This is a genomic window from Paenibacillus sp. FSL M7-1046, from assembly GCF_038007405.1.
Taxonomy (GTDB): Bacteria; Bacillota; Bacilli; order Paenibacillales; family Paenibacillaceae; genus Paenibacillus_AQ.
Genome location: NZ_JBBOXB010000001.1, coordinates 3328256 through 3346144 on the forward strand (window position 1 = coordinate 3328256; position 17889 = coordinate 3346144).

The following is a 17889-nucleotide window of genomic DNA, read 5'->3' on the forward strand; positions in this document are numbered from 1 at the left end:
TATGTAATATTCCCTGATAGCTCAGTTGGTAGAGCACTCGACTGTTAATCGAGTTGTCACAGGTTCGAGTCCTGTTCGGGGAGCCATATGGAGAGGTGTCCGAGTTTGGCCGAAGGAGCACGATTGGAAATCGTGTAGGCGCCACAAGCGTCTCGAGGGTTCGAATCCCTCTCTCTCCGCCACAATTTTTTACAGGTATGGCCCGTTGGTCAAGGGGTTAAGACACCTCCCTTTCACGGAGGTAACATGGGTTCGAATCCCATACGGGTCACCATTTCTTCACTTGATTTCATCTAGTGGAATTGATACAATAACAATTGTCCGTTTATGGAGGCTTAGCTCAGCTGGGAGAGCATCTGCCTTACAAGCAGAGGGTCGGGGGTTCGATCCCCTCAGCCTCCACCATTTTAACTTTAAATGAATATTTTTCTTACTGACGCGGGGTGGAGCAGCCCGGTAGCTCGTCGGGCTCATAACCCGAAGGCCGCAGGTTCAAATCCTGCCCCCGCAACCAATTTGGAACCGTGGTGTAGTTGGCCTAACATGCCTGCCTGTCACGCAGGAGATCGCGGGTTCGAATCCCGTCGGTTCCGCCATCAATACCTTAACAAACTTATATGGCTCGGTAGCTCAGTCGGTAGAGCAAAGGACTGAAAATCCTTGTGTCGGGGGTTCGATTCCCTCCCGCGCCACCATTTTATTTAACTGAATATGCCGGTGTAGCTCAATTGGTAGAGCAACTGACTTGTAATCAGTAGGTTGGGGGTTCAAGTCCTCTCGCCGGCACCATCTGTGGAGGCTTAGCGAAGTGGCCAAACGCATCAGACTGTAAATCTGCTCACGTACGTGTTCGGTGGTTCGAATCCATCAGCCTCCACCATCTTTAGGGGCATAGTTTAAAGGTAGAACAACGGTCTCCAAAACCGTTGGTGTGGGTTCAATTCCTGCTGCCCCTGCCAATGAAAATTTTAAAGCTTAATATGGCGACCGTGGCGAAGGGGTTAACGCACCGGATTGTGGTTCCGGCATTCGTGGGTTCGAGACCCATCGGTCGCCCCATTTCTTTAAAACAGGATTGGCAAATTGTTAGTAACAGCTTAATATGGCGACTGTGGCGAAGGGGTTAACGCACCGGATTGTGGTTCCGGCATTCGTGGGTTCGAGACCCATCAGTCGCCCCATTTTTTTCTAAAATGTTATTGGGGATTAGCCAAGCGGTAAGGCAACGGACTTTGACTCCGTCATGCATAGGTTCAAATCCTATATCCCCAGCCATTTTGCGGACGTGGCTCAGCGGTAGAGCATCGCCTTGCCAAGGCGAGGGTCGCGGGTTCGATTCCCGTCGTCCGCTCCATTTTTGTGGCGCCATAGCCAAGTGGTAAGGCAAAGCTCTGCAAAAGCTTTATCCCCAGTTCGAGTCTGGGTGGCGCCTCCATTATTTTTTAGAACTGATTCTTTTTACATCTATACGCCGGCGTGGCGGAATGGCAGACGCGCTCGACTCAAAATCGAGTGGGAAACCGTGGAGGTTCGAGTCCTCTCGCCGGTACCAACTACAACCTTTAGAAGTCCATTGATATTATATCAATGGGCTTTTTTGTGTATTTATAAAGTGCAAAATCGAACTAAACAGCTGCCTCGCTGTGTATATACTATGATAGTTATTCAACAAGCCATATTTCGAAGCCGTTTTATAACCTTTTTTTCTCTTGCAGGTGGCCTGCTATCATACCCGATCCTCCTTCGGTTAGCAGCCCACAACCCTACCATTTATACTAAATTACAGCATATTAAAACATTAATTCAATGCGTTAAAGTGTTGAAGTTATTTGTCATATCTAATTGCTGCGAATACATCAATGATCGGAGGTAGGCAATAATTTGAATTTTGGGTATCTTGTATGCTCGTCCGATTTTAAAGTGAGGGATTCGATTCGCTTGTAAAATTTTGTAGGCACTTTTGGAACTAATGCCACCAAGCATTTCGCATAGTTACGGAATATTAACAACGTCGGATATTGTTCAAACATGGACGTAAGGAGATGTGTCTTGTCCGAGAGTAATGGAATACATTGTTCTGGCATATAACATAGCTTCAACGTTATGACGAAGCTCTCCCTCATCCGAGCGGGCTGCCCCCAATACCGTGACGTTGGCCGGGCAGAAGTATCATAATCCCCTACTCTGGTTATGGCGATTCATCCGACCACAGGATGATTTTAGCCGGAGCAGTGGTCGCTCAAGCCCCGTTTTGGGACTGTCACAGCGCTTCCGCTTCGTCGCTTCTGGTTTTCATATGATGATTGCTTCCTGTTATATAAATGGGGATTAGGAGAGAAAAGGGCAACTGTTTCCTGAAAATTTTCTCTAAATAGATTAAAATAGAGTGTGTGAAAACAAGAACTGGCCCTGTGTAGTAAGATACACAGAGCCAGTCCCTTTTTTATGCGTAGTGACTAAGATCTAAGCGACGAACTACCATGATCTAGGCAATCGTCATCTGCTGTTTGCACGCTGGTTCCATTTCGTTTTGCGTACTTAATAATAACTGGCTCATAACGAGCAATTAAATGCTGATAACCTCCATCAGAATAGGCTTTAAATTGGGCTGGGAAATTCGTATATTGGCTAGCAACGCTCTCTAATTTGTCTGAGCTCGCTTTCTGCAAGTGATGCGAAGGCAGCGGCGAAGCCTTCTTACTTGGCTCGAAGCTGGCGCAGCACAAGCACACCAAAGTGCGTGCCTGTATACTTGTCTTTCATGTTAGAATGAATGTGAATCTTGTGTTTAAGTCCTGTATATCATGGACTTACTTCGCAGAACCAACAAATTGATTTCTAGCCGCACCTAGACCAACGATACCGAGTAGAGCGGAAGCGCCAACCAATATCAGGAGTGGAACGCTCCAACTATGACTGGCATCATGCAAGTATCCAATCAGCGCTGGGCCAATTGCTGCTAGTAGATATCCGATGGATTGGGCCATGCCCGATAATTCAGCCGCCTGATGGGCACTTTGGGTACGCAAGCCGAAAAACATCATGGACAAGCCAAAGGCAAAGCCCGCTCCAATTCCAAGAATAATAACCCAAAACAGAACCAGATGGATACTGCTATAGAGAAGTCCAAGTGTTCCGATCAAAAGTAGAATTGTTGTAATAACCACTAACAACCGTTGGTTAGACATGCGACCAGCCATAACTGGAACGATAAATGCAAAGGGGAGCGAAGCCATAATCAGAACCGAGAGAAACCAGCCGGATTGACTTGAACTGATGCCTTGATCTTTTAGTATTTCAGGCAGCCATGCCACCAGCACATAAAAAATGGCCGATTGTATTCCCATAAAAAGAGTCACCTGCCAAGCCAATGGAGAGCGCCATATATTGACCTGATGGTTGTTACCTGCGCTGTTGGCAACAGCGGCTGGTTTCGCTGGAGCCTTGAGTTGTGGTACCCAAAAGAGAATGGAGATGACGCTAAGTATCCCCCATACTCCCAAGGCACCTTGCCAGTTCAAGCCTGCCCCCACAGCTAAGGGAACACTAATACCGGAAGCAATCGCCCCGCATAGATTCATGGAAACAGAATAAACCCCTGTCATAGTACCCATTTGCTGCGGAAATTCCCGTTTAATCAGGCTAGGTAGTAATACATTACATATGGTAATAGCAAACCCCAGAACTGCAGTTCCAACATACAAGGTTACTGCTCCGGATAACGAGCGAACAGCAATACCGATGACCAAAAAAATAAGGGAAATCAGGATAATACGTTCTACACCATATTTACGTCCTAATTTTGGTACAAAAGGTGATAACAATGCAAATGCAATTAGTGGAACTGTGGTAATCAGGCCTGCTAAGGTATTCGAAATATGCACGTTCTCTCGAATAAGACTGACTAATGGTCCCACCGATGTGAGGGGAGCACGCAAATTCGCTGCGATAAAAATAATTCCTACGATCATGAACCAGAGTGTCGCTTGCTTGCGAATGCCGGTACTGGATATTCCATCCTGTTTTTTTAACAATTGTTCTGGTGAACTCATAAGGGATTCTCCTACGTTTTAAGTTAATTAATCGTCAATTTCATCCATGTGGAGGAAGTACCCTTAAGAGGGAATGTATTGTATTGTATATCACCAAACTGTGGGTGATAAAAAGACTGTAATGTCCAACAGCGGCAAGCAATGCTTCGTGCTTTCCTTGTTCTTCATCTGCTCTCTTTATGGTTGCCAGACGGTGAGCAATCATCAAAGTTGTTCTTCTCGCTGAAAGCTCAGCAAGAGAATGCTGAATTGAAGTTTCCGTTTCGGTATCCAGTGCAGAGGTGGTCTCGTCCAGGATCAGGATTGGCGAGTTCTTGAGGAACATCCGTAAATAGCCAGTCACTGTTTTTGTCCCCCGGACAATCTACCCCACGTTCTCCGTTCACTGTATCCATCCCTTCAGGTTGTGCATGGATAAAGGCCTCTAGTTAAGCCCGGTGAGCGGCTTCCCAGATTTCGTCATAAGCGATATTCTTACGGATGCTTCTGGAAAATAAATAGACATCCTGTTGGACAATCCCGATATTGCTCCAAGGCAGGAAAGGCTAATATCGGTGATGTTCATTTCATCAATTCGTATGTTGCCTTGTGTAACTTCATAAAAGCGTGGCAGTATGTTGATAAACTTCAAACCTGTTTTTCATGGGACTAGTCGTGTCCGTGCACTTGAATGCTTCATTTAGCACAGTGTTGCACGGGCCTTTTCAATGTATAAACGAACAGCCTCCTCGGCTTGGTGGCAATCCTGATTGGCAATGGCTTGATAAAGCAGGTCATGAGAGTCGAGATAAAAAGCCGCATTTTTGAAGTCCTTTGTTTCCAAAACCATGTTTTGCAGCGCCTCGGAAATATGATTGTACAAATTCGCCATCAATTGGTTATGTGAAGCAGCAATCACCATTTTGTGAAACTCGACATCCCAGTGAGCATAAGCTTTGAGATCCTGCTGGCTGGCTGCTTGTCTGCATTGGTCCAAGCATGTCCGAATCGCCTCCAAATCTTCTTCGCCTCTCCTGAGCGTAGCCAGGGCAGCAGCCTCTCTTTCCAATGCATATCGGACCTCCAGGCTCTCAAGCTTATCGGTATGCTGAATCACTTTTTTAATCACTGACCCCAAAACACTTGAGGAGCAGACATAGGTCCCATCCCCTTGTCTGGTCTTCAGCAGACCCGCATACGTTAAAGCCCGAATAGCTTCCCTCAAGGTATTACGGCTGACTTGAAGCTGTTCCATTAGCTCGGGCTCTGGAGGAATACGCATCCCTACTTGCCATTCGCTATTTTCGATCTTCCCCTGGATCTGGTAGGCCACCTGTTCCACCAAGGTTAAACGTTGAGTTTGAGTTAACAACAGCATCACTCCTTTGCGAAACGTAGGATGTTTGGTATTTTGGTGTTATTATATCAGATTGACTTTGACTTGGAAAGATGAAATTGATAATGATTATCATCAAGCTTTTTCAAGGAATCCAATTGAAAGGTAGAAATAACTGGCTCATAACGAGTGATCAACGTGGCTTCTGCCTCTTTGTCACCATTCTGCGCTAAATGGAGCAGAGTAGAAGTACTATTCATGTTTATCCTCCTTTTATCATCCAATTGCAAAATATCAGCGTTGTATGATAAAGCGGGAGAACTGCGACAAGCAAACGAGCCTTTACTTCTCCATGATGCTTTTAAGCTTCACCAGAACTTTTGATTTCATTTTGGAAACAGCTTGTCTGCTGGTTCCTAAAAGTTGAGCAATTTCCTTGTCTGTTTTATCTTCGTAATACTTAAGTTACAAAAGTCTTTGTTCTTTTGACGTTAGATACGATATTTCAGAAATTAGAGAAAGAACAGGAACGTTATGAGGCTCCGGTATGTTGTGGTGACGAACTAAAAAGTTGATATCGATCTCGAAAGTGACAGTATCCAAAGGAACAACATAAGCCGAATCACGCATCAGTTTCTCAAAATAATCTTTTTGAGCGTGCCGGAGACATGCTTTAACATAACTGCTGAATGTTCTTTCAAGTAAATCATTAACGTCAACTCCCGATGTAATAAGTTTCCATCTCCTCTCTGTACCTAAATGGGAAAGACCACCTTGCCGTTAGGGTACAACAGAGGCGCGTGAGCTCGCACGACCAAAAGCCAGACGGTGCGAAGGGCGTCTAGCGACCAGGCGGAGGAGCGAAAGAAATGAACCAAAGGTTCGTTACACCGGAGCGAAACGGATAAATCCAGGATAATGGAGATGAGACCCAACTGGTCGGAACGCAGCATGAGGCCGATGACAATGACAACGAACCAATGAAAAGCGCCTCCAGGATTGCTTCACACTGAACATAATTGATATTGATTATCAATATCAATTATGTTAATATAATTTTGTTCACAAGTAAACAAAAAGAAAAACAATTTATTGCTGATACTGAACTTGGTCTGCAACTACTACAAGAGAGGGGAGATTGCGAAATTGGAGTTTCAAAATCATTTTAAAGGTCATCTTTACGAGCAATATATTAGAATGCTGCATCTGAATGAGCTGTATACTGAACAAGAATTTAACTCGTTTCGGCAACAGGCCAGAAAGTACCAGATTGACATGCTCTCCAACAATATTACTAGTGTACACGTTATTGATTGCATTGGTGATTATGAACCGATAAATCATACCGGGATTGTGGAGAAGATGGGGTTGTCCAAAGCTGGCATTACTAAAATTAGTGCAAAGCTGCTGGAAATGGGCTTCATTATGAGAAGTCAACTGAACAACAATCGTAAGGAGATTTACTTTAGTTTAACGGATAAGGGAAGACACGTTTATCGTTTGCATAAAGAGCTGCACAAAGAAAAAGAAGAAAGGTTTTACCAATTCATTGAATCCTATTCAGAGGCTGAGCTGCAGACTATTGGAAAATTCATGAGTGATTTGGTGGCGCGTGCCGAAGAATACTCCGAAGGGAAGTTTACGATAAATGACGACATTAAAGATTGAGGAATTAAGATCCAAGATTGAAGGGAAAGAAATTTTAAAAGGGCTCACACTGGAGATTCATGGCGGAGAGATTCATGCGATTATGGGGCCTAATGGGACGGGGAAAAGTACGTTGGCTTCAGCTTTAATGGGCCATCCCAAATATGAGGTTACCGGCGGCAAGGTGACATTGGACAATGAAGACCTTTTGGAGATGGAGGTGGATGAGCGTGCCCAGGCAGGCTTGTTCCTCGCTATGCAATACCCAAGTGAAATTGCCGGCGTGACCAACTCGGACTTTCTCAGAAGTGCCATCAATGCACGGCGTGAAGAAGGCGATGAGATATCCTTAATCCGTTTTATCCGTGAAATGGAGAGCAAAATGAAGGGGCTGGAGATGAACCCGGAATTTGCGCATCGTTATTTGAATGAGGGATTCTCCGGCGGTGAAAAAAAGCGGAATGAGATTTTGCAAATGATGCTGCTTGAACCCAAGTTTGTGATTTTGGACGAAGTAGATTCCGGGCTTGATATTGATGCACTGCGTATTGTAGCCAATGGTGTAAATGAGCTGCGCAGTCCAGACAGAGGATTTATCATCATTACCCATTATCAGCGCCTGCTGAACTATATTACCCCGGATTTTGTGCATGTCATGATGCAAGGTCGGATTGTCAAATCTGGCGGCCCGGAGCTTGCCCACCGTTTAGAGGCAGAAGGGTACGATTGGGTAAAAGAAGAGCTTGGGATTACGGATGAGACGGTCGGCGAGGAAGTTTGAAAGCTGAAGAGGAGGAAAAGCAAGTGGGTATACAAGCAAAAAATTCAATGAATGCGAACGCTTTATGCGCTTGGTCAAGTGCTAAGGATGAACCTCGTTGGTTGCTTGAACGCCGGATTCGGGCACTCGAGCTGGCAGGGACGCTGGAGCTGCCTAAAGTGGAGAAAATCAAGCTTGAAAAATGGGATATCTACGAAAGTGGTGATTACAAAGCTGAGAATGCGTGGTCAGGTTTGGAAGATGCGCCGGAGGTTGTTCGAGGTTTGGTTGCCTCTCCGGTGGAAGGCGGACTCATCGTTCAGTTCAATTCGGATGTAGTGTATACGAAATTGTCCGAGAGCTTAGCCGCCCAGGGAGTAATTTTAACGGACCTGCATACTGCGGCAAAAGAGCATGAGGAGTTGGTTCAACGTTATCTCTTTCAGGCAGTGAAGCCGGAAGAGCACAGATTGTCTGCTGTGCACAGTGCCTTATGGAGTGGTGGCGTTTTTCTATATGTCCCAGACGGTATAGAGGTTGAAGTTCCCATTCAAGCGATCTTTTATAGCGATACGAGCGGGGCGCGTTTTGCTCCTCACATCTTGATTGTGACTGGTAACAACAGCAAGATCAGCTATGTGGATCATTGTATATCGAGAAGAGATGATATCGAGGTTTTGCATAATGGTGTGGTAGAGGTGTTTGCAGGGCCAGGCTCCAAGGTGCAGGTCGCTTCTGTTCATCAGCTTGCTGCAGCAACAACGGACTTCACCCAGCGGCGTGCGATTGTGCTTGCGGATGGCGGTGTAGAATGGATTGTCGGCGAGATGAATAATGGCTATACCGCCAGTGATACCAAGACATTACTCCAGGGCAACGGGTCCATCTCTGACGCTAAGGTGATTGCGATAGGCTCTGGGGACCAGAAATTGAGTTATACTACGCAAGCCCAGCATTTTGGCAGAAGCTCGGTGAGCCAAATGATCACACGCGCAGTAATGCGTGAAGAAGCTACGGCCATTATCAACGGGATTACAAAAATTGAAAAAGGTGCAACCAATTGTGATGGTCAGCAAACAGAACGTGTACTGATGTTAAGTCCAAATGCGCGCGGTGATGCCAATCCGATCCTGCTGATAGATGAGGATGATGTAACCGCCGGTCATGCTGCATCCGTGGGGCAAGTAAATGCGGAACAAATCTATTATCTGATGTCGCGCGGGATCTCACGGAGTGAAGCCGAATATCTTGTTATTCTCGGATTCCTCGCTCCTGTCATTTCGGAGATCCCGCTGGAGGGAGTGCGTAGCCGCCTGCAGGATGTAGTGGAGAAAAAACTTGGCAGATCATAGGGAATCAGAGCCAATCAAAGTGAGTCTTATGAAGGTTAAAAGGAGCGATACTAATGGCTAAAAAAGCGCCGGATATGGGTGAATATAAATATGGGTTTCGCGATGAGCACCAGTCTATTTTTCAATCTGGAAAAGGTCTGACTGAAGAGATTGTCCGAGAAATTTCCCGAATCAAGGAAGAGCCGGAGTGGATGCTCGATTTTCGGCTGAAAGCTTTGAAGCAATTCTACAAAATGCCGATGCCTGGGTGGGGAGCGGATTTGTCCGGACTAAATCTTGATAACATCCAATATTACGTTCGCCCTTCCGAAAAACAGGGAAAGACCTGGGAGGAGGTTCCCTCCGAGATTAAAGCAACCTTTGACAAGCTAGGGATTCCTGAAGCGGAGCAAAAGTTTCTGGCAGGCGTATCCGCTCAATACGAGTCGGAAGTAGTCTATCACAGTATGCGGAAGGAACTGGAGGATCAGGGCGTTGTTTTCCTTGATACGGATACTGCTTTAAAGCAATATCCTGAAGTGTTCAAGCAACATTTTGGAACGATCATCCCTCCCGCCGACAATAAATTTGCGGCGCTTAACAGTGCGGTTTGGTCAGGCGGCAGCTTTGTATACATTCCGAGGGGCGTTCAATGTGAGGTTCCTATACAAGGGTATTTTCGTATTAATTCTGAAAATATGGGCCAATTCGAGCGGACATTAATTATTGCTGAAGAGGGTAGCTTTGTCCATTATGTTGAAGGATGTACAGCACCTATTTATAGTACCAGTTCTCTGCATAGCGGAGTTATTGAAATTATTTGCCGGAAAGATTCCCGTGTCCGATACACGACAATCCAGAATTGGGCTCCTAATATCTATAACTTGGTAACCCAAAGGGCTGTGGCAGAGGAAAATGCCACAATGGAATGGGTGGACGGAAACATCGGCTCCAAGGTAACCATGAAGTATCCGGCTGTAATATTGAAAGGAAGGGGAGCCAAGGGGTCCATCCTGTCTATTGCCGTAGCCGGTAAAGGTCAGCATCAAGATGCCGGCGCGAAAGTAATTCACCTTGCTCCCGAGACAACATCTACGATTATATCCAAATCCATCAGCAAGCAGGGTGGCAAAGTAAACTACCGGGGATTGTCAAGCTTCAGCCGCGATTCCGCAGGATCCAAGTCCAATATTAAGTGTGATACGTTGATTTTGGACAACCTGTCAACATCAGATACGATTCCGTACAATGAAATTAAAAACGATCAGATTACTTTGGAGCACGAGGCAACAGTATCCAAAGTGTCCGAGGAACAATTGTTTTACTTAATGAGCCGCGGGCTTACAGAACAAGATGCCACACAAATGATTGTAATGGGCTTTATTGAGCCGTTTACCAAAGAATTGCCGATGGAATATGCCGTTGAAATGAATCGGCTGATTCAATTTGAAATGGAAGGAAGCATCGGTTGATTCAATAATTTAATAGATCAAACCTTTATCACTCTTTAAAGAAGTACGAGGTGTTAGTAATGAAGAAAAATAATTCGGACAATTCAGAACTAGCTCAAATTACCCGAGAGATACGGAAACTTCAGTTCTACTTCAATATGCTGTCAGGATTGAGCGCAAGTTGTGGTGTGATGATACCTTTAGACTCTATTTATACGCTTATAAGGGAACTTTCGGATCAAGAGGCCATTCTTAGGCAAAAAGCAAAGGATCACTCAGACATCTAGGGTGAAAAAAGGCATGAATTGACTGTTAGTAAAACAATGAGAGGAGCTGGCATAATGGAGGAGAATGGAATTTTATTCGATGAAGTATCGGAAGTGCTTCTCAAACTACGTCCTTTCTTACTGCGTGACGGTGGAGATGCTGAACTGGTCGAGGTTGAGAACGGTATAGCCAGATTAAGATTTTTGGGAGCTTGCAACGGTTGCCCAAGTGCTACGATTACGTTAAAGGCTGCTATTGAGCGCGCAATTCTTGAGGAAATCGATGATATTAAAGAAGTTGTACAAGTATTCTAAATTCCTTTTAACTGAAACATAGAAGGTAACAGGAATCAAAAAGTACGAATGATTTTAGGAACTTCTGCTCATGTCGCAATAGCATGTGCGACTCAAAATCGAGTGGTAAACCGTGGAGGTTCGAGTCCTCTCGCCGGTACCAACTACAACCTTTAGAAGTCCATTGATATAATATCAATGGGCTTTTTTGTGTATTTATTAAGTGCAAAATCGAACTAAACAGCTGCCTCGCTGTGTATATACAATGACAGTATTTCAACAAGCCATATTTCGGAGGAGGGGTGAGATGAAAACACAAATAACAGAAGAGAAATTAACCGAGCTATTCAATGAGCATTCCGCTTATGTATACCGCACAGCTTTATTGTTAACCCGCTCTGAGGCGCTGGCTGATGATATTACTCAGGAGACCTTTATTAAAGTGATGAAAAAATACGATTTGTATGATGAAGGGCGGCCCTTTCGTCCCTGGATAAACCGGATCACGGTGAACATTACGCGCAATATGCTGCGCAAGCAAACATGGCTCAAGCTGTTTGGCCAGCATATGCCGGAGGCGGTTGATACAGCAGGGGGACAAGGATTTGTACCGGATAGCAGCCAAGAGGTGTGGCAGCATGTCGCCAAGCTGTCATTAAAATGCCGTGAGGTTATCGTACTGCATTATTATCAGGATTTATCCTTGGAGGAGGCGGCGCAAGTTTTGGGTATTCCGCTGGGGACATGCAAATCAAGGTTGAATTACGCGTTAAGCAAACTCAGGATTGTGATGAAACAGGATAGCGATAATGCACTTTTTCAAGGAGGCAAACTATATGAAAGATAATGTGCAGACCCGGATTTCACATGCGCTGAAGGATTCGGTGGAAAATAAAAACACCTCGTTGAGTGCGGCACAAATTTGGCATGAATCAAGGGGCAAGCGGACAATCGGTAAGCGGAGGATGGCGATAGTTGCGATGGCTGTGGTGCTATTCCTGGGCATTGTGCCTGCTGTTGGTTACTCCTATGTGAAGAACTATCTGGATTGGGGAAGTCAGGATTTCACGGTTCGAACCCCGCAAGACGATATCGTTTCAGACGTGATAGGAGAGGAGACAAATTGGGAATCGCCGGTGGATATCTATAACCAGATCTTTAAGGAGAAAGACAAATTAACGGCTGCCGAGGTACAGAAGCTTGCGTATTATCCGCTGAGGTCGCTTGATCAGCTTGAAGGCTGGCACAAGACGAAAAGTGCAGGGTTTGTAAAAAATCACTATTCTTATGCAGACAACTCTGGCAAGGACGAGGTTGTGACGCCGCTCGCACCAACCTTTGTGGAAATTTTCGAAAATGACAGCCAGCAACACATCGTTGTGGTGCAGGATACAGATTATAATATCGTTCAGGAGAGGAAATCTCCGTTGTTTAACAAGCCCGTGCCGCGCAAGAAGTCGGATCGCATGTCTTATTCTTATCCGGCCAGCTGGAAGTTTGTAGAAGGGTTTGGAGAGGATGTTGCCTTGATCAGAGCGCACAATTCGGGGTGGAAAGAGATCCATCTTTATCATGAAGAAAAAAATAAGACAGTGACAATTTTCGAATTCCACGGGATGGAGGAGCAATTGCTGATTGATTTGGCCCACCGTTATTTGTCACTGGCGGAATAGCAAGCTATTGTGTCATTTAAAGCGGCTTTTAAAATCAGAATTTCGAATATATAGATTGAACTTAAAAAGTCTTCGGATTTCTACCGCTAATTGTGGTTAAAACCAAGAAATTCTTACGACAACAGCGGCCGGAAGTCCAAATATTCGCCGTAGTTGCGACTGATCCTGAACTCTAAAACCTTAACTTCAATCTATATAGTGTAATACTATCTCCTGATCTGCGTATATACACTCCAGCTATTTACAAAGTGGCCGATGGAGAATATAAGGGCAGGGACAACAAAGAGATAAGAGTGCAGCCAATATGCCAGAAGGATAAAATACAGCATTGGGAAGAGGGCCATTGGTATTGGTATAGGACCTAAGGGTTTAAACAATAATGAAAACTCTCGGCCGCCCCCAAAAAAGCGAATCCAGCACAGGTAGTAAATTATGAGGCAGATCCCTATTAGTAGTGTTATATAGTCTATAGGTTGCTCTGCAATCTTTCGCCCATAGAGGATAGGCAGAACAAAACAAGTGATTTGGCCAATCCGTTCGAATACCGTAAAGAGAATAGAGGTAGAGGTTAATTTGGGAATAGATCGTGGTGCAAAGCGTAATAAAAGAATATTTGGCAACAAAATCAGAAGCGATATCAGAAACCCCTTATAGTGTAACCCCATCTGCAAGCTCCGTTCTACTTATCCTTTAGAAATAAAATATCCCAGTGCATGAAAAAGGTCAATTAGATTATGTACGCTGTTGATCCGCATGATAATATCAGAAAGGTTGTTAATACCAAAAAGTACTCCGGTGGCCTTAAGCGGCTTCTGGAGTACTCTTTGTTTACAGGTGTTCTTAAGCTATCGCTGGTCCAGAAATGGGACAAGTTAAGGAAGCTTGTTGCCCGCTGCACGATAAATCTCGTACCATTCCTGACGGGTCAGCGTGATATCCGACGCTTTGGCAATATCAAGCAGGCGCTGGGTATTGGTCGTGCCCACGATCGGCTGCATGTTGGCCGGGTGTCTGAGCAGCCAGGCAATCGCGATGGCGGTGTCGGCAACTTCTTTCTCAGCGGCCAGGCGGCCAATGACTTCATTCAATTCAGGGAACTTCTCATTGCCCAGGAATACACCTTCAAAGAAGCCGTATTGGAACGGCGACCAAGGCTGGATGGTCATATCATGCAGGCGGCTGTACTCCAGAATGCCTCCATCATGTACAACTGAACCGGAGTTGGTCATGTTGACGTTGAAGCCGGCGTCAATCATGCCTGAGACCATAATGCTAAGCTGCAGCTGGTTGAAGAGCAGGGGTTGTTTTACATTTTTTTTGAGCAGCTCGATTTGCAGCGGGTTGAGGTTGCTGACACCGAAGTGCTTAACCATGCCTTTTTGCTCCAGGAGATCAAAGGCTTCAGCCACTTCCTCAGGCTCCATCAGCGTGTCGGGGCGGTGCAGCAGGAGCACGTCTACATAATCGGTCTTCAGGCGCTTCAGGCTCTTCTCCACCGACTGGACAATATGCTCCTTGGAGAAGTCGAAAAAGCCTTGGCGGATTCCGCATTTCGTCTGGAGCATCAGCTGATCGCGCATGCCCGGGCTGGCGGCCAGTACGTCGCCAAATACTTCTTCAGCTTTACCGGCGGCATAAATATCCGCATGGTCAAAAAAGTCTATTCCAGCCTCCAGGGCACTGTGAATATGCACGTCCGCTTCTTGTGGAGACAGATCGGCAATGCGCATGCAGCCTAAAGAAATCTGAGCGACCTCAAGCTGGCTGTTGCCCGCTTTAATTTTTTTTACCATTGTTTGCTCACTCCTCAAATGTAAGGTTCCTAGTAAAGTGTAGACCTTAGAGTTAACTGTAAGTCAATAGATTTTTAAAGCGCTTTTAATAGAACGCGAATGGTGTTACTTTAGAGATGGAGCCATTGCCAAACGGCAGAAGGGAGCTGTTATCATGGGATACAGCATCAAAACCATATCACAAAAAAGCGGTCTGAGCCAATATACGTTACGTTATTACGAAAGAGAGGGCGTACTGCCCGTGGTTGCCAGGGATGAGAACGGAAACCGTTGTTTTCATGATGAGGATCTGGAGCTGATTTCGTTAATTTGCTGCCTGAAGGATACCGGGATGCCGATCGCCGATATCAAACAGTTTATCTCGCTCTCCAAGGAAGGACATAGCTCACTATCCGAGCAGCGGAAATTGCTGCAGGCTCATAAGCTGCATATTGATGAGAAGATTAAGTTTTTCCAGACCTTTGCGCAAAAGGTAGATCATAAAATTGCTTATTTTGCCTCGCTTGAGGAGGAGGCTAAGGCGGATTGCAAGTAATCTTACAAAGGTAGTCAGCGTCAGCGATGACTGCGTATTAAGGGATGAGGAGATGTACTCATTCGGGTGGGGGATCGGCATCTAAAGTTCAACCTATAGAGATCCATAGCCACTATCCGTTAGCTACGGATAGTGGCTTGTTTGCTTGCTGCGGCTATCCACATGGATACCCGCCCATCCGCAGCAGTGCGTTTCATCAGGAGAAGCGCTGGCGGTATTGCCGCGGAGAGATCCCTTCCAGCTTCATGAAGCTGGAGCTGAAATAGGGAGCCTGGTTGAAGCCGACTTCTTCAGCAATCCGCGCGATGGGGAAGCTGGTCTGCATCAGCAGCAGCTTGCTCTGTTCAATGCGGTAGCGGAGCAGGTATTCCATTGGAGAGCAGCCGTACTCCCTGTTCATACAGCGGGCAATATAGACCGGATGAAAATTCAGGCTGTCTCCCAGCATGCCCGTCGTGATCTCCTCGCGGTAATGGGCACGCAGATAAGAGGCGGCTTGCTCGGCGCAAGCGGTGGTCAACGAGACGGTCTGCTCCCGGTGCATGGAGGCGGAGAGCTGCTGCAGAACCTCCTGGAACAGAATCTGCTGCTTGAAGCGGACTGAATCCAGGTGGGCATTGACCTTCAGCTGCTCCAGCTGGGCCAGCAGCTCTTCCATCCTGGCGGGCTGGAGCAGTGTCATGTACTGCGATAACGACAAGTTGAAGGTGCGGACATCAAACAGGGCGGAATGAGAGCACTCATCAACCGTGTCCTCTGCCTTTAACGAGGCCGAAGGAACGGTAACCGGACTCCAGGTGCCGGAGGTCTGGAAGTGGAGCCAATAGTAGGAGGTGTCCTCCCGGCAGCCTTCGGTTCCAAAGTGATGGCAGTCCGGGCGGAGAATCAGCGCTTCTCCTGCCCGGACCTCGTATCTGCGGTCCTCCTCGCCGAGATAAAGGCAGCCCTCCCTGACGAACAGCAGATCAAACACCTGAATATGCTGGCGGTTCATATGGATATATCCCGGCAGGAAATAGGCAAGACCGCTGATGATGTAATGAGGTACGGGTGGACCGGTAAATTGAAGCAGGCTCATTAAGGACCCCCTTGATGTAGGTTTGAAAAATGAAAGTTTAGGTTTGGAATTTGCTACATTTCCCAGAGTATATCACCTATAATTTACTTCTAGCAAGGTGATCTATAAGCTTGTTGCAGCTGAAAGTTATGAGTGCAACCGGTGAGGGGAGAGTTGAATTAGTGAAATCTGGAAGTGGAAGAGTTGGGCTGTGGATGCTGGCCTGGCCGATTTTTATAGAGATTTTTCTACAGACGCTGCTTGGCACGGTGGATACGATCATGGTCAGCCGGATCTCCGATGATGCGGTTGCAGTAGTTGGGATTTCAAACCAGCTGTTTGGTGCACTGACCACACTCTTCACAACCTTTGCGGGCGGGGCGGGCATTCTGATTGCCCAGCGTATCGGCTCGGGACGCCATGAGGATGCGCGCAAGATAGCGATCATGGGAGTTACGGCCAGCAGTGTGCTGGGGTTTGCGGTCAGCATCCTCCTGTTCCTGTTCTCGGACCCGATTGCGCGTGCACTTCATATCTCCGGCGGTCTGATTCCACTCGCACATGTCTATCTTACTTATGTCGGTGGAGGACTGTTTCTCGTCGGAATGACCGCTTCGCTCGGCTCGGCGATCCGCAATACCGGCAATACACGCGGGCCGATGTATACGGGAGTGGCCGTCAATGTGATCCACATTATTCTGAATTATATCCTGATCTTCGGAATGTTCGGGCTGCCCGAGATGGGGCTCGGCGGAATTGCCGTATCCAACGTAGTCAGCAGACTGCTTGGTGTCGTGGTGCTGCTGTATATGTTCAGCGGTGCTTTTGAACGCACAATCAGGCTGCGGGATTTCCGCACCTTTAGCAAGAAATTGTTCGGGGAGATTGTTAGAATCAGCTGGCCGCTGGGCCTGAACTCCTCTTCATGGGTGTTGTCACAGCTGGCGATCTATTCATTTCTGGCCTTGCTCGGGGCCAAGGAGCTGGCGGCCCGTACCTATCTGAATACGCTGGAATCCTTCTGCTTCACGCTGGGATATGCCATAGCCATGGCGGGGCAAATTCAGATTGCCCACCTCTTTGGCGCCCGGCAGATGAAGGAGGCATACCGGGGGGCGTACCGCACGCTTTATATCGGGCTTGCCATTGTAAGTGCCAATGTGCTGCTGCTGTTTCTGTTCGGCAGAACGCTGCTGGGCTTCTTCACTGCTGACCAGGAGATTATCTCGATTGGCGTATCACTGCTTGCCTTGAATCTGATTCTGCAGCCCTGCAAAATGCTCAATATGGCCATGGGCAACTGCCTCAATGCCATAGGAGACACCCGTTATACCATGGTAGTCTCCATCATCTCCATGTCGCTGATCGGAGTTGGCGGCTCTTACCTGTTTGGGATCAGCGCCGGATGGGGGCTGGTGGGCATTTATTGCTGCATGATTGCCGATGAAGCGGCAAGAGGGCTGCTGGTGCTGCGGCGCTGGCGGGGACAGAAGGTGCTGCGTGAGGCTGAAGCGCAAGCCGCCGGGGGACAGCCGGTACGCAGCGGGAAGCGGAGCAAGGTTCTTTTTAAGATGGAGGGATAAAAGGTTCAAGCTGCTGAAGACGCGATTCCCCCGGTTCTATCTTCAATCCGAAGAGGAGCCGGGGGTTATTTGTGTGCTCACGAAGCTGCCGGAAAGGTCCGAATTCTCACAATTCTGCACAAAAGTCTGAAA

The 17889-nt window shown here is 46.8% G+C and carries 15 protein-coding genes, 16 tRNA genes and 2 pseudogenes; 25 read left to right on the forward strand and 8 right to left on the reverse strand.

The genetic code is table 11. The features are described 5' to 3' along the window. Positions 1 to 10: 10 nt before the first annotated feature. The 16 genes from NYE29_RS14635 (at position 11) to NYE29_RS14710 (ending at position 1552) form a co-directional block, all read left to right on the forward strand. Positions 11 to 86, forward strand: a tRNA-Asn gene (locus NYE29_RS14635). Positions 87 to 89: 3 nt separating this feature from the next. Then, positions 90 to 182: transfer RNA gene (locus tag NYE29_RS14640), tRNA-Ser, on the forward strand. A gap of 17 nt (positions 183 to 199) precedes the next feature. Then, positions 200 to 274, forward strand: a tRNA-Glu gene (locus tag NYE29_RS14645). 55 nt (positions 275 to 329) lie between these two features. After that, positions 330 to 405, forward strand: a tRNA-Val gene (locus tag NYE29_RS14650). 32 nt (positions 406 to 437) lie between these two features. Continuing rightward, a tRNA-Met gene (locus tag NYE29_RS14655) sits at positions 438 to 514 on the forward strand. Between the two features lie 4 nt (positions 515 to 518). Next, a tRNA-Asp gene (locus NYE29_RS14660) sits at positions 519 to 596 on the forward strand. A gap of 23 nt (positions 597 to 619) precedes the next feature. Further along, positions 620 to 695, forward strand: a tRNA-Phe gene (locus tag NYE29_RS14665). 18 nt (positions 696 to 713) lie between these two features. After that, positions 714 to 789: transfer RNA gene (locus NYE29_RS14670), tRNA-Thr, on the forward strand. 5 nt (positions 790 to 794) lie between these two features. Further along, a tRNA-Tyr gene (locus NYE29_RS14675) sits at positions 795 to 880 on the forward strand. Positions 881 to 885: 5 nt separating this feature from the next. Continuing rightward, positions 886 to 959 (forward strand) — tRNA-Trp (locus tag NYE29_RS14680). A gap of 24 nt (positions 960 to 983) precedes the next feature. Next, positions 984 to 1059, forward strand: a tRNA-His gene (locus NYE29_RS14685). Between the two features lie 46 nt (positions 1060 to 1105). After that, positions 1106 to 1181 (forward strand) — tRNA-His (locus NYE29_RS14690). A gap of 19 nt (positions 1182 to 1200) precedes the next feature. Then, positions 1201 to 1275 (forward strand) — tRNA-Gln (locus NYE29_RS14695). Positions 1276 to 1279: 4 nt separating this feature from the next. Then, positions 1280 to 1354: transfer RNA gene (locus NYE29_RS14700), tRNA-Gly, on the forward strand. A gap of 7 nt (positions 1355 to 1361) precedes the next feature. Then, positions 1362 to 1435: transfer RNA gene (locus tag NYE29_RS14705), tRNA-Cys, on the forward strand. A 35-nt stretch (positions 1436 to 1470) separates the two neighbouring features. Beyond that, positions 1471 to 1552, forward strand: a tRNA-Leu gene (locus tag NYE29_RS14710). A gap of 251 nt (positions 1553 to 1803) precedes the next feature. Here NYE29_RS14710 and NYE29_RS34590 read toward each other — a convergent pair. The 6 genes and pseudogenes from NYE29_RS34590 to NYE29_RS14735 all read right to left on the reverse strand — a co-directional run. After that, on the reverse strand, positions 1804 to 1983 hold the full coding sequence (locus NYE29_RS34590) for a helix-turn-helix domain-containing protein (RefSeq protein ID WP_445322169.1): 180 nt from the start codon (positions 1981 to 1983) through the stop codon (positions 1804 to 1806). An 827-nt stretch (positions 1984 to 2810) separates the two neighbouring features. Then, a complete protein-coding gene (locus tag NYE29_RS14715) occupies positions 2811 to 4052 on the reverse strand; it encodes a CynX/NimT family MFS transporter (RefSeq protein WP_076112540.1) in 1242 nt (413 codons plus the stop codon). Between the two features lie 40 nt (positions 4053 to 4092). After that, positions 4093 to 4671 (reverse strand): annotated as a pseudogene (locus NYE29_RS14720) (ATP-binding cassette domain-containing protein); the annotation flags it as partial. A 60-nt stretch (positions 4672 to 4731) separates the two neighbouring features. Further along, positions 4732 to 5403 carry a FadR/GntR family transcriptional regulator gene (locus tag NYE29_RS14725; RefSeq protein WP_340896517.1) on the reverse strand — a complete coding sequence of 224 codons (672 nt, stop codon included), beginning with the start codon at positions 5401 to 5403 and terminating at the stop codon, positions 4732 to 4734. A gap of 53 nt (positions 5404 to 5456) precedes the next feature. Further along, complete coding sequence (locus tag NYE29_RS14730; RefSeq protein ID WP_340896518.1) at positions 5457 to 5627, reverse strand: helix-turn-helix domain-containing protein; 171 nt, start codon at positions 5625 to 5627, stop codon at positions 5457 to 5459. Positions 5628 to 5709: 82 nt separating this feature from the next. After that, positions 5710 to 5814: pseudogene (locus NYE29_RS14735) on the reverse strand (sigma-70 family RNA polymerase sigma factor); the annotation flags it as partial. A gap of 699 nt (positions 5815 to 6513) precedes the next feature. Between NYE29_RS14735 and NYE29_RS14740 the strand changes: the two are divergent. From NYE29_RS14740 to NYE29_RS14770, 7 genes are all read left to right on the forward strand, one after another. Beyond that, positions 6514 to 7035, forward strand: coding sequence for a MarR family transcriptional regulator (locus tag NYE29_RS14740; RefSeq protein ID WP_076112546.1), 522 nt, complete (start codon positions 6514 to 6516; stop codon positions 7033 to 7035). Further along, complete coding sequence (gene sufC, locus NYE29_RS14745) at positions 7016 to 7795, forward strand: Fe-S cluster assembly ATPase SufC (protein ID WP_076112547.1); 780 nt, start codon at positions 7016 to 7018, stop codon at positions 7793 to 7795. Before NYE29_RS14740 ends, sufC begins: the two co-directional genes overlap by 20 nt. Positions 7796 to 7842: 47 nt before the next feature. Continuing rightward, positions 7843 to 9126: a Fe-S cluster assembly protein SufD gene (gene sufD / locus NYE29_RS14750; protein ID WP_340899721.1), complete on the forward strand. Its 1284-nt coding sequence runs from the start codon at positions 7843 to 7845 to the stop codon at positions 9124 to 9126. Between the two features lie 53 nt (positions 9127 to 9179). Then, positions 9180 to 10577 (forward strand): Fe-S cluster assembly protein SufB, encoded by a 1398-nt coding sequence (gene sufB / locus NYE29_RS14755; RefSeq protein WP_038596505.1) that lies wholly within the window; start codon positions 9180 to 9182, stop codon positions 10575 to 10577. Positions 10578 to 10897: 320 nt separating this feature from the next. Beyond that, positions 10898 to 11137, forward strand: coding sequence for a NifU family protein (locus tag NYE29_RS14760; protein ID WP_038596482.1), 240 nt, complete (start codon positions 10898 to 10900; stop codon positions 11135 to 11137). A gap of 286 nt (positions 11138 to 11423) precedes the next feature. Next, entirely contained in the window at positions 11424 to 11963 is a 540-nt protein-coding gene (locus NYE29_RS14765) for an RNA polymerase sigma factor (RefSeq protein WP_340896521.1), read from the forward strand. Continuing rightward, complete coding sequence (locus tag NYE29_RS14770) at positions 11953 to 12789, forward strand: hypothetical protein (protein ID WP_340896522.1); 837 nt, start codon at positions 11953 to 11955, stop codon at positions 12787 to 12789. The genes NYE29_RS14765 and NYE29_RS14770 overlap by 11 nt, the downstream gene beginning before the upstream one ends. Before the next feature lie 872 nt (positions 12790 to 13661). Here NYE29_RS14770 and NYE29_RS14775 read toward each other — a convergent pair. Further along, entirely contained in the window at positions 13662 to 14582 is a 921-nt protein-coding gene (locus tag NYE29_RS14775) for an aldo/keto reductase (protein WP_340896524.1), read from the reverse strand. A 154-nt stretch (positions 14583 to 14736) separates the two neighbouring features. Between NYE29_RS14775 and NYE29_RS14780 the strand changes: the two genes are divergently transcribed. Continuing rightward, complete coding sequence (locus NYE29_RS14780) at positions 14737 to 15117, forward strand: MerR family transcriptional regulator (RefSeq protein WP_038596472.1); 381 nt, start codon at positions 14737 to 14739, stop codon at positions 15115 to 15117. 196 nt (positions 15118 to 15313) lie between these two features. Here NYE29_RS14780 and NYE29_RS14785 read toward each other — a convergent pair whose 3' ends face one another. Next, on the reverse strand, positions 15314 to 16195 hold the full coding sequence (locus NYE29_RS14785) for an AraC family transcriptional regulator (RefSeq protein WP_340896525.1): 882 nt from the start codon (positions 16193 to 16195) through the stop codon (positions 15314 to 15316). 128 nt (positions 16196 to 16323) lie between these two features. On the opposite strand from NYE29_RS14785, the gene NYE29_RS14790 reads away from it, so the two are divergent. Continuing rightward, on the forward strand, positions 16324 to 17757 hold the full coding sequence (locus tag NYE29_RS14790; protein WP_445322209.1) for an MATE family efflux transporter: 1434 nt from the start codon (positions 16324 to 16326) through the stop codon (positions 17755 to 17757). The last annotated feature ends 132 nt before the right edge of the window (positions 17758 to 17889 follow it).

Excerpts from the sequence above, each read along its gene's own strand:
- NYE29_RS34590 (WP_445322169.1), bottom strand. The coding sequence starts at position 1,983 with ATGCTTGGTGGCATTAGTTCCAAAAGTGCCTACAAAATTTTACAAGCG.
- NYE29_RS14715 (WP_076112540.1), bottom strand. The coding sequence starts at position 4,052 with ATGAGTTCACCAGAACAATTGTTAAAAAAACAGGATGGAATATCCAGT.
- NYE29_RS14730 (WP_340896518.1), bottom strand. The coding sequence starts at position 5,627 with ATGAATAGTACTTCTACTCTGCTCCATTTAGCGCAGAATGGTGACAAA.
- sufC (WP_076112547.1), top strand. The coding sequence starts at position 7,016 with ATGACGACATTAAAGATTGAGGAATTAAGATCCAAGATTGAAGGGAAA.
- sufD (WP_340899721.1), top strand. The coding sequence starts at position 7,843 with ATGAATGCGAACGCTTTATGCGCTTGGTCAAGTGCTAAGGATGAACCT.
- sufB (WP_038596505.1), top strand. The coding sequence starts at position 9,180 with ATGGCTAAAAAAGCGCCGGATATGGGTGAATATAAATATGGGTTTCGC.
- NYE29_RS14760 (WP_038596482.1), top strand. The coding sequence starts at position 10,898 with ATGGAGGAGAATGGAATTTTATTCGATGAAGTATCGGAAGTGCTTCTC.
- NYE29_RS14765 (WP_340896521.1), top strand. The coding sequence starts at position 11,424 with ATGAAAACACAAATAACAGAAGAGAAATTAACCGAGCTATTCAATGAG.
- NYE29_RS14770 (WP_340896522.1), top strand. The coding sequence starts at position 11,953 with ATGAAAGATAATGTGCAGACCCGGATTTCACATGCGCTGAAGGATTCG.
- NYE29_RS14775 (WP_340896524.1), bottom strand. The coding sequence starts at position 14,582 with ATGGTAAAAAAAATTAAAGCGGGCAACAGCCAGCTTGAGGTCGCTCAG.
- NYE29_RS14780 (WP_038596472.1), top strand. The coding sequence starts at position 14,737 with ATGGGATACAGCATCAAAACCATATCACAAAAAAGCGGTCTGAGCCAA.
- NYE29_RS14785 (WP_340896525.1), bottom strand. The coding sequence starts at position 16,195 with ATGAGCCTGCTTCAATTTACCGGTCCACCCGTACCTCATTACATCATC.
- NYE29_RS14790 (WP_445322209.1), top strand. The coding sequence starts at position 16,324 with ATGAGTGCAACCGGTGAGGGGAGAGTTGAATTAGTGAAATCTGGAAGT.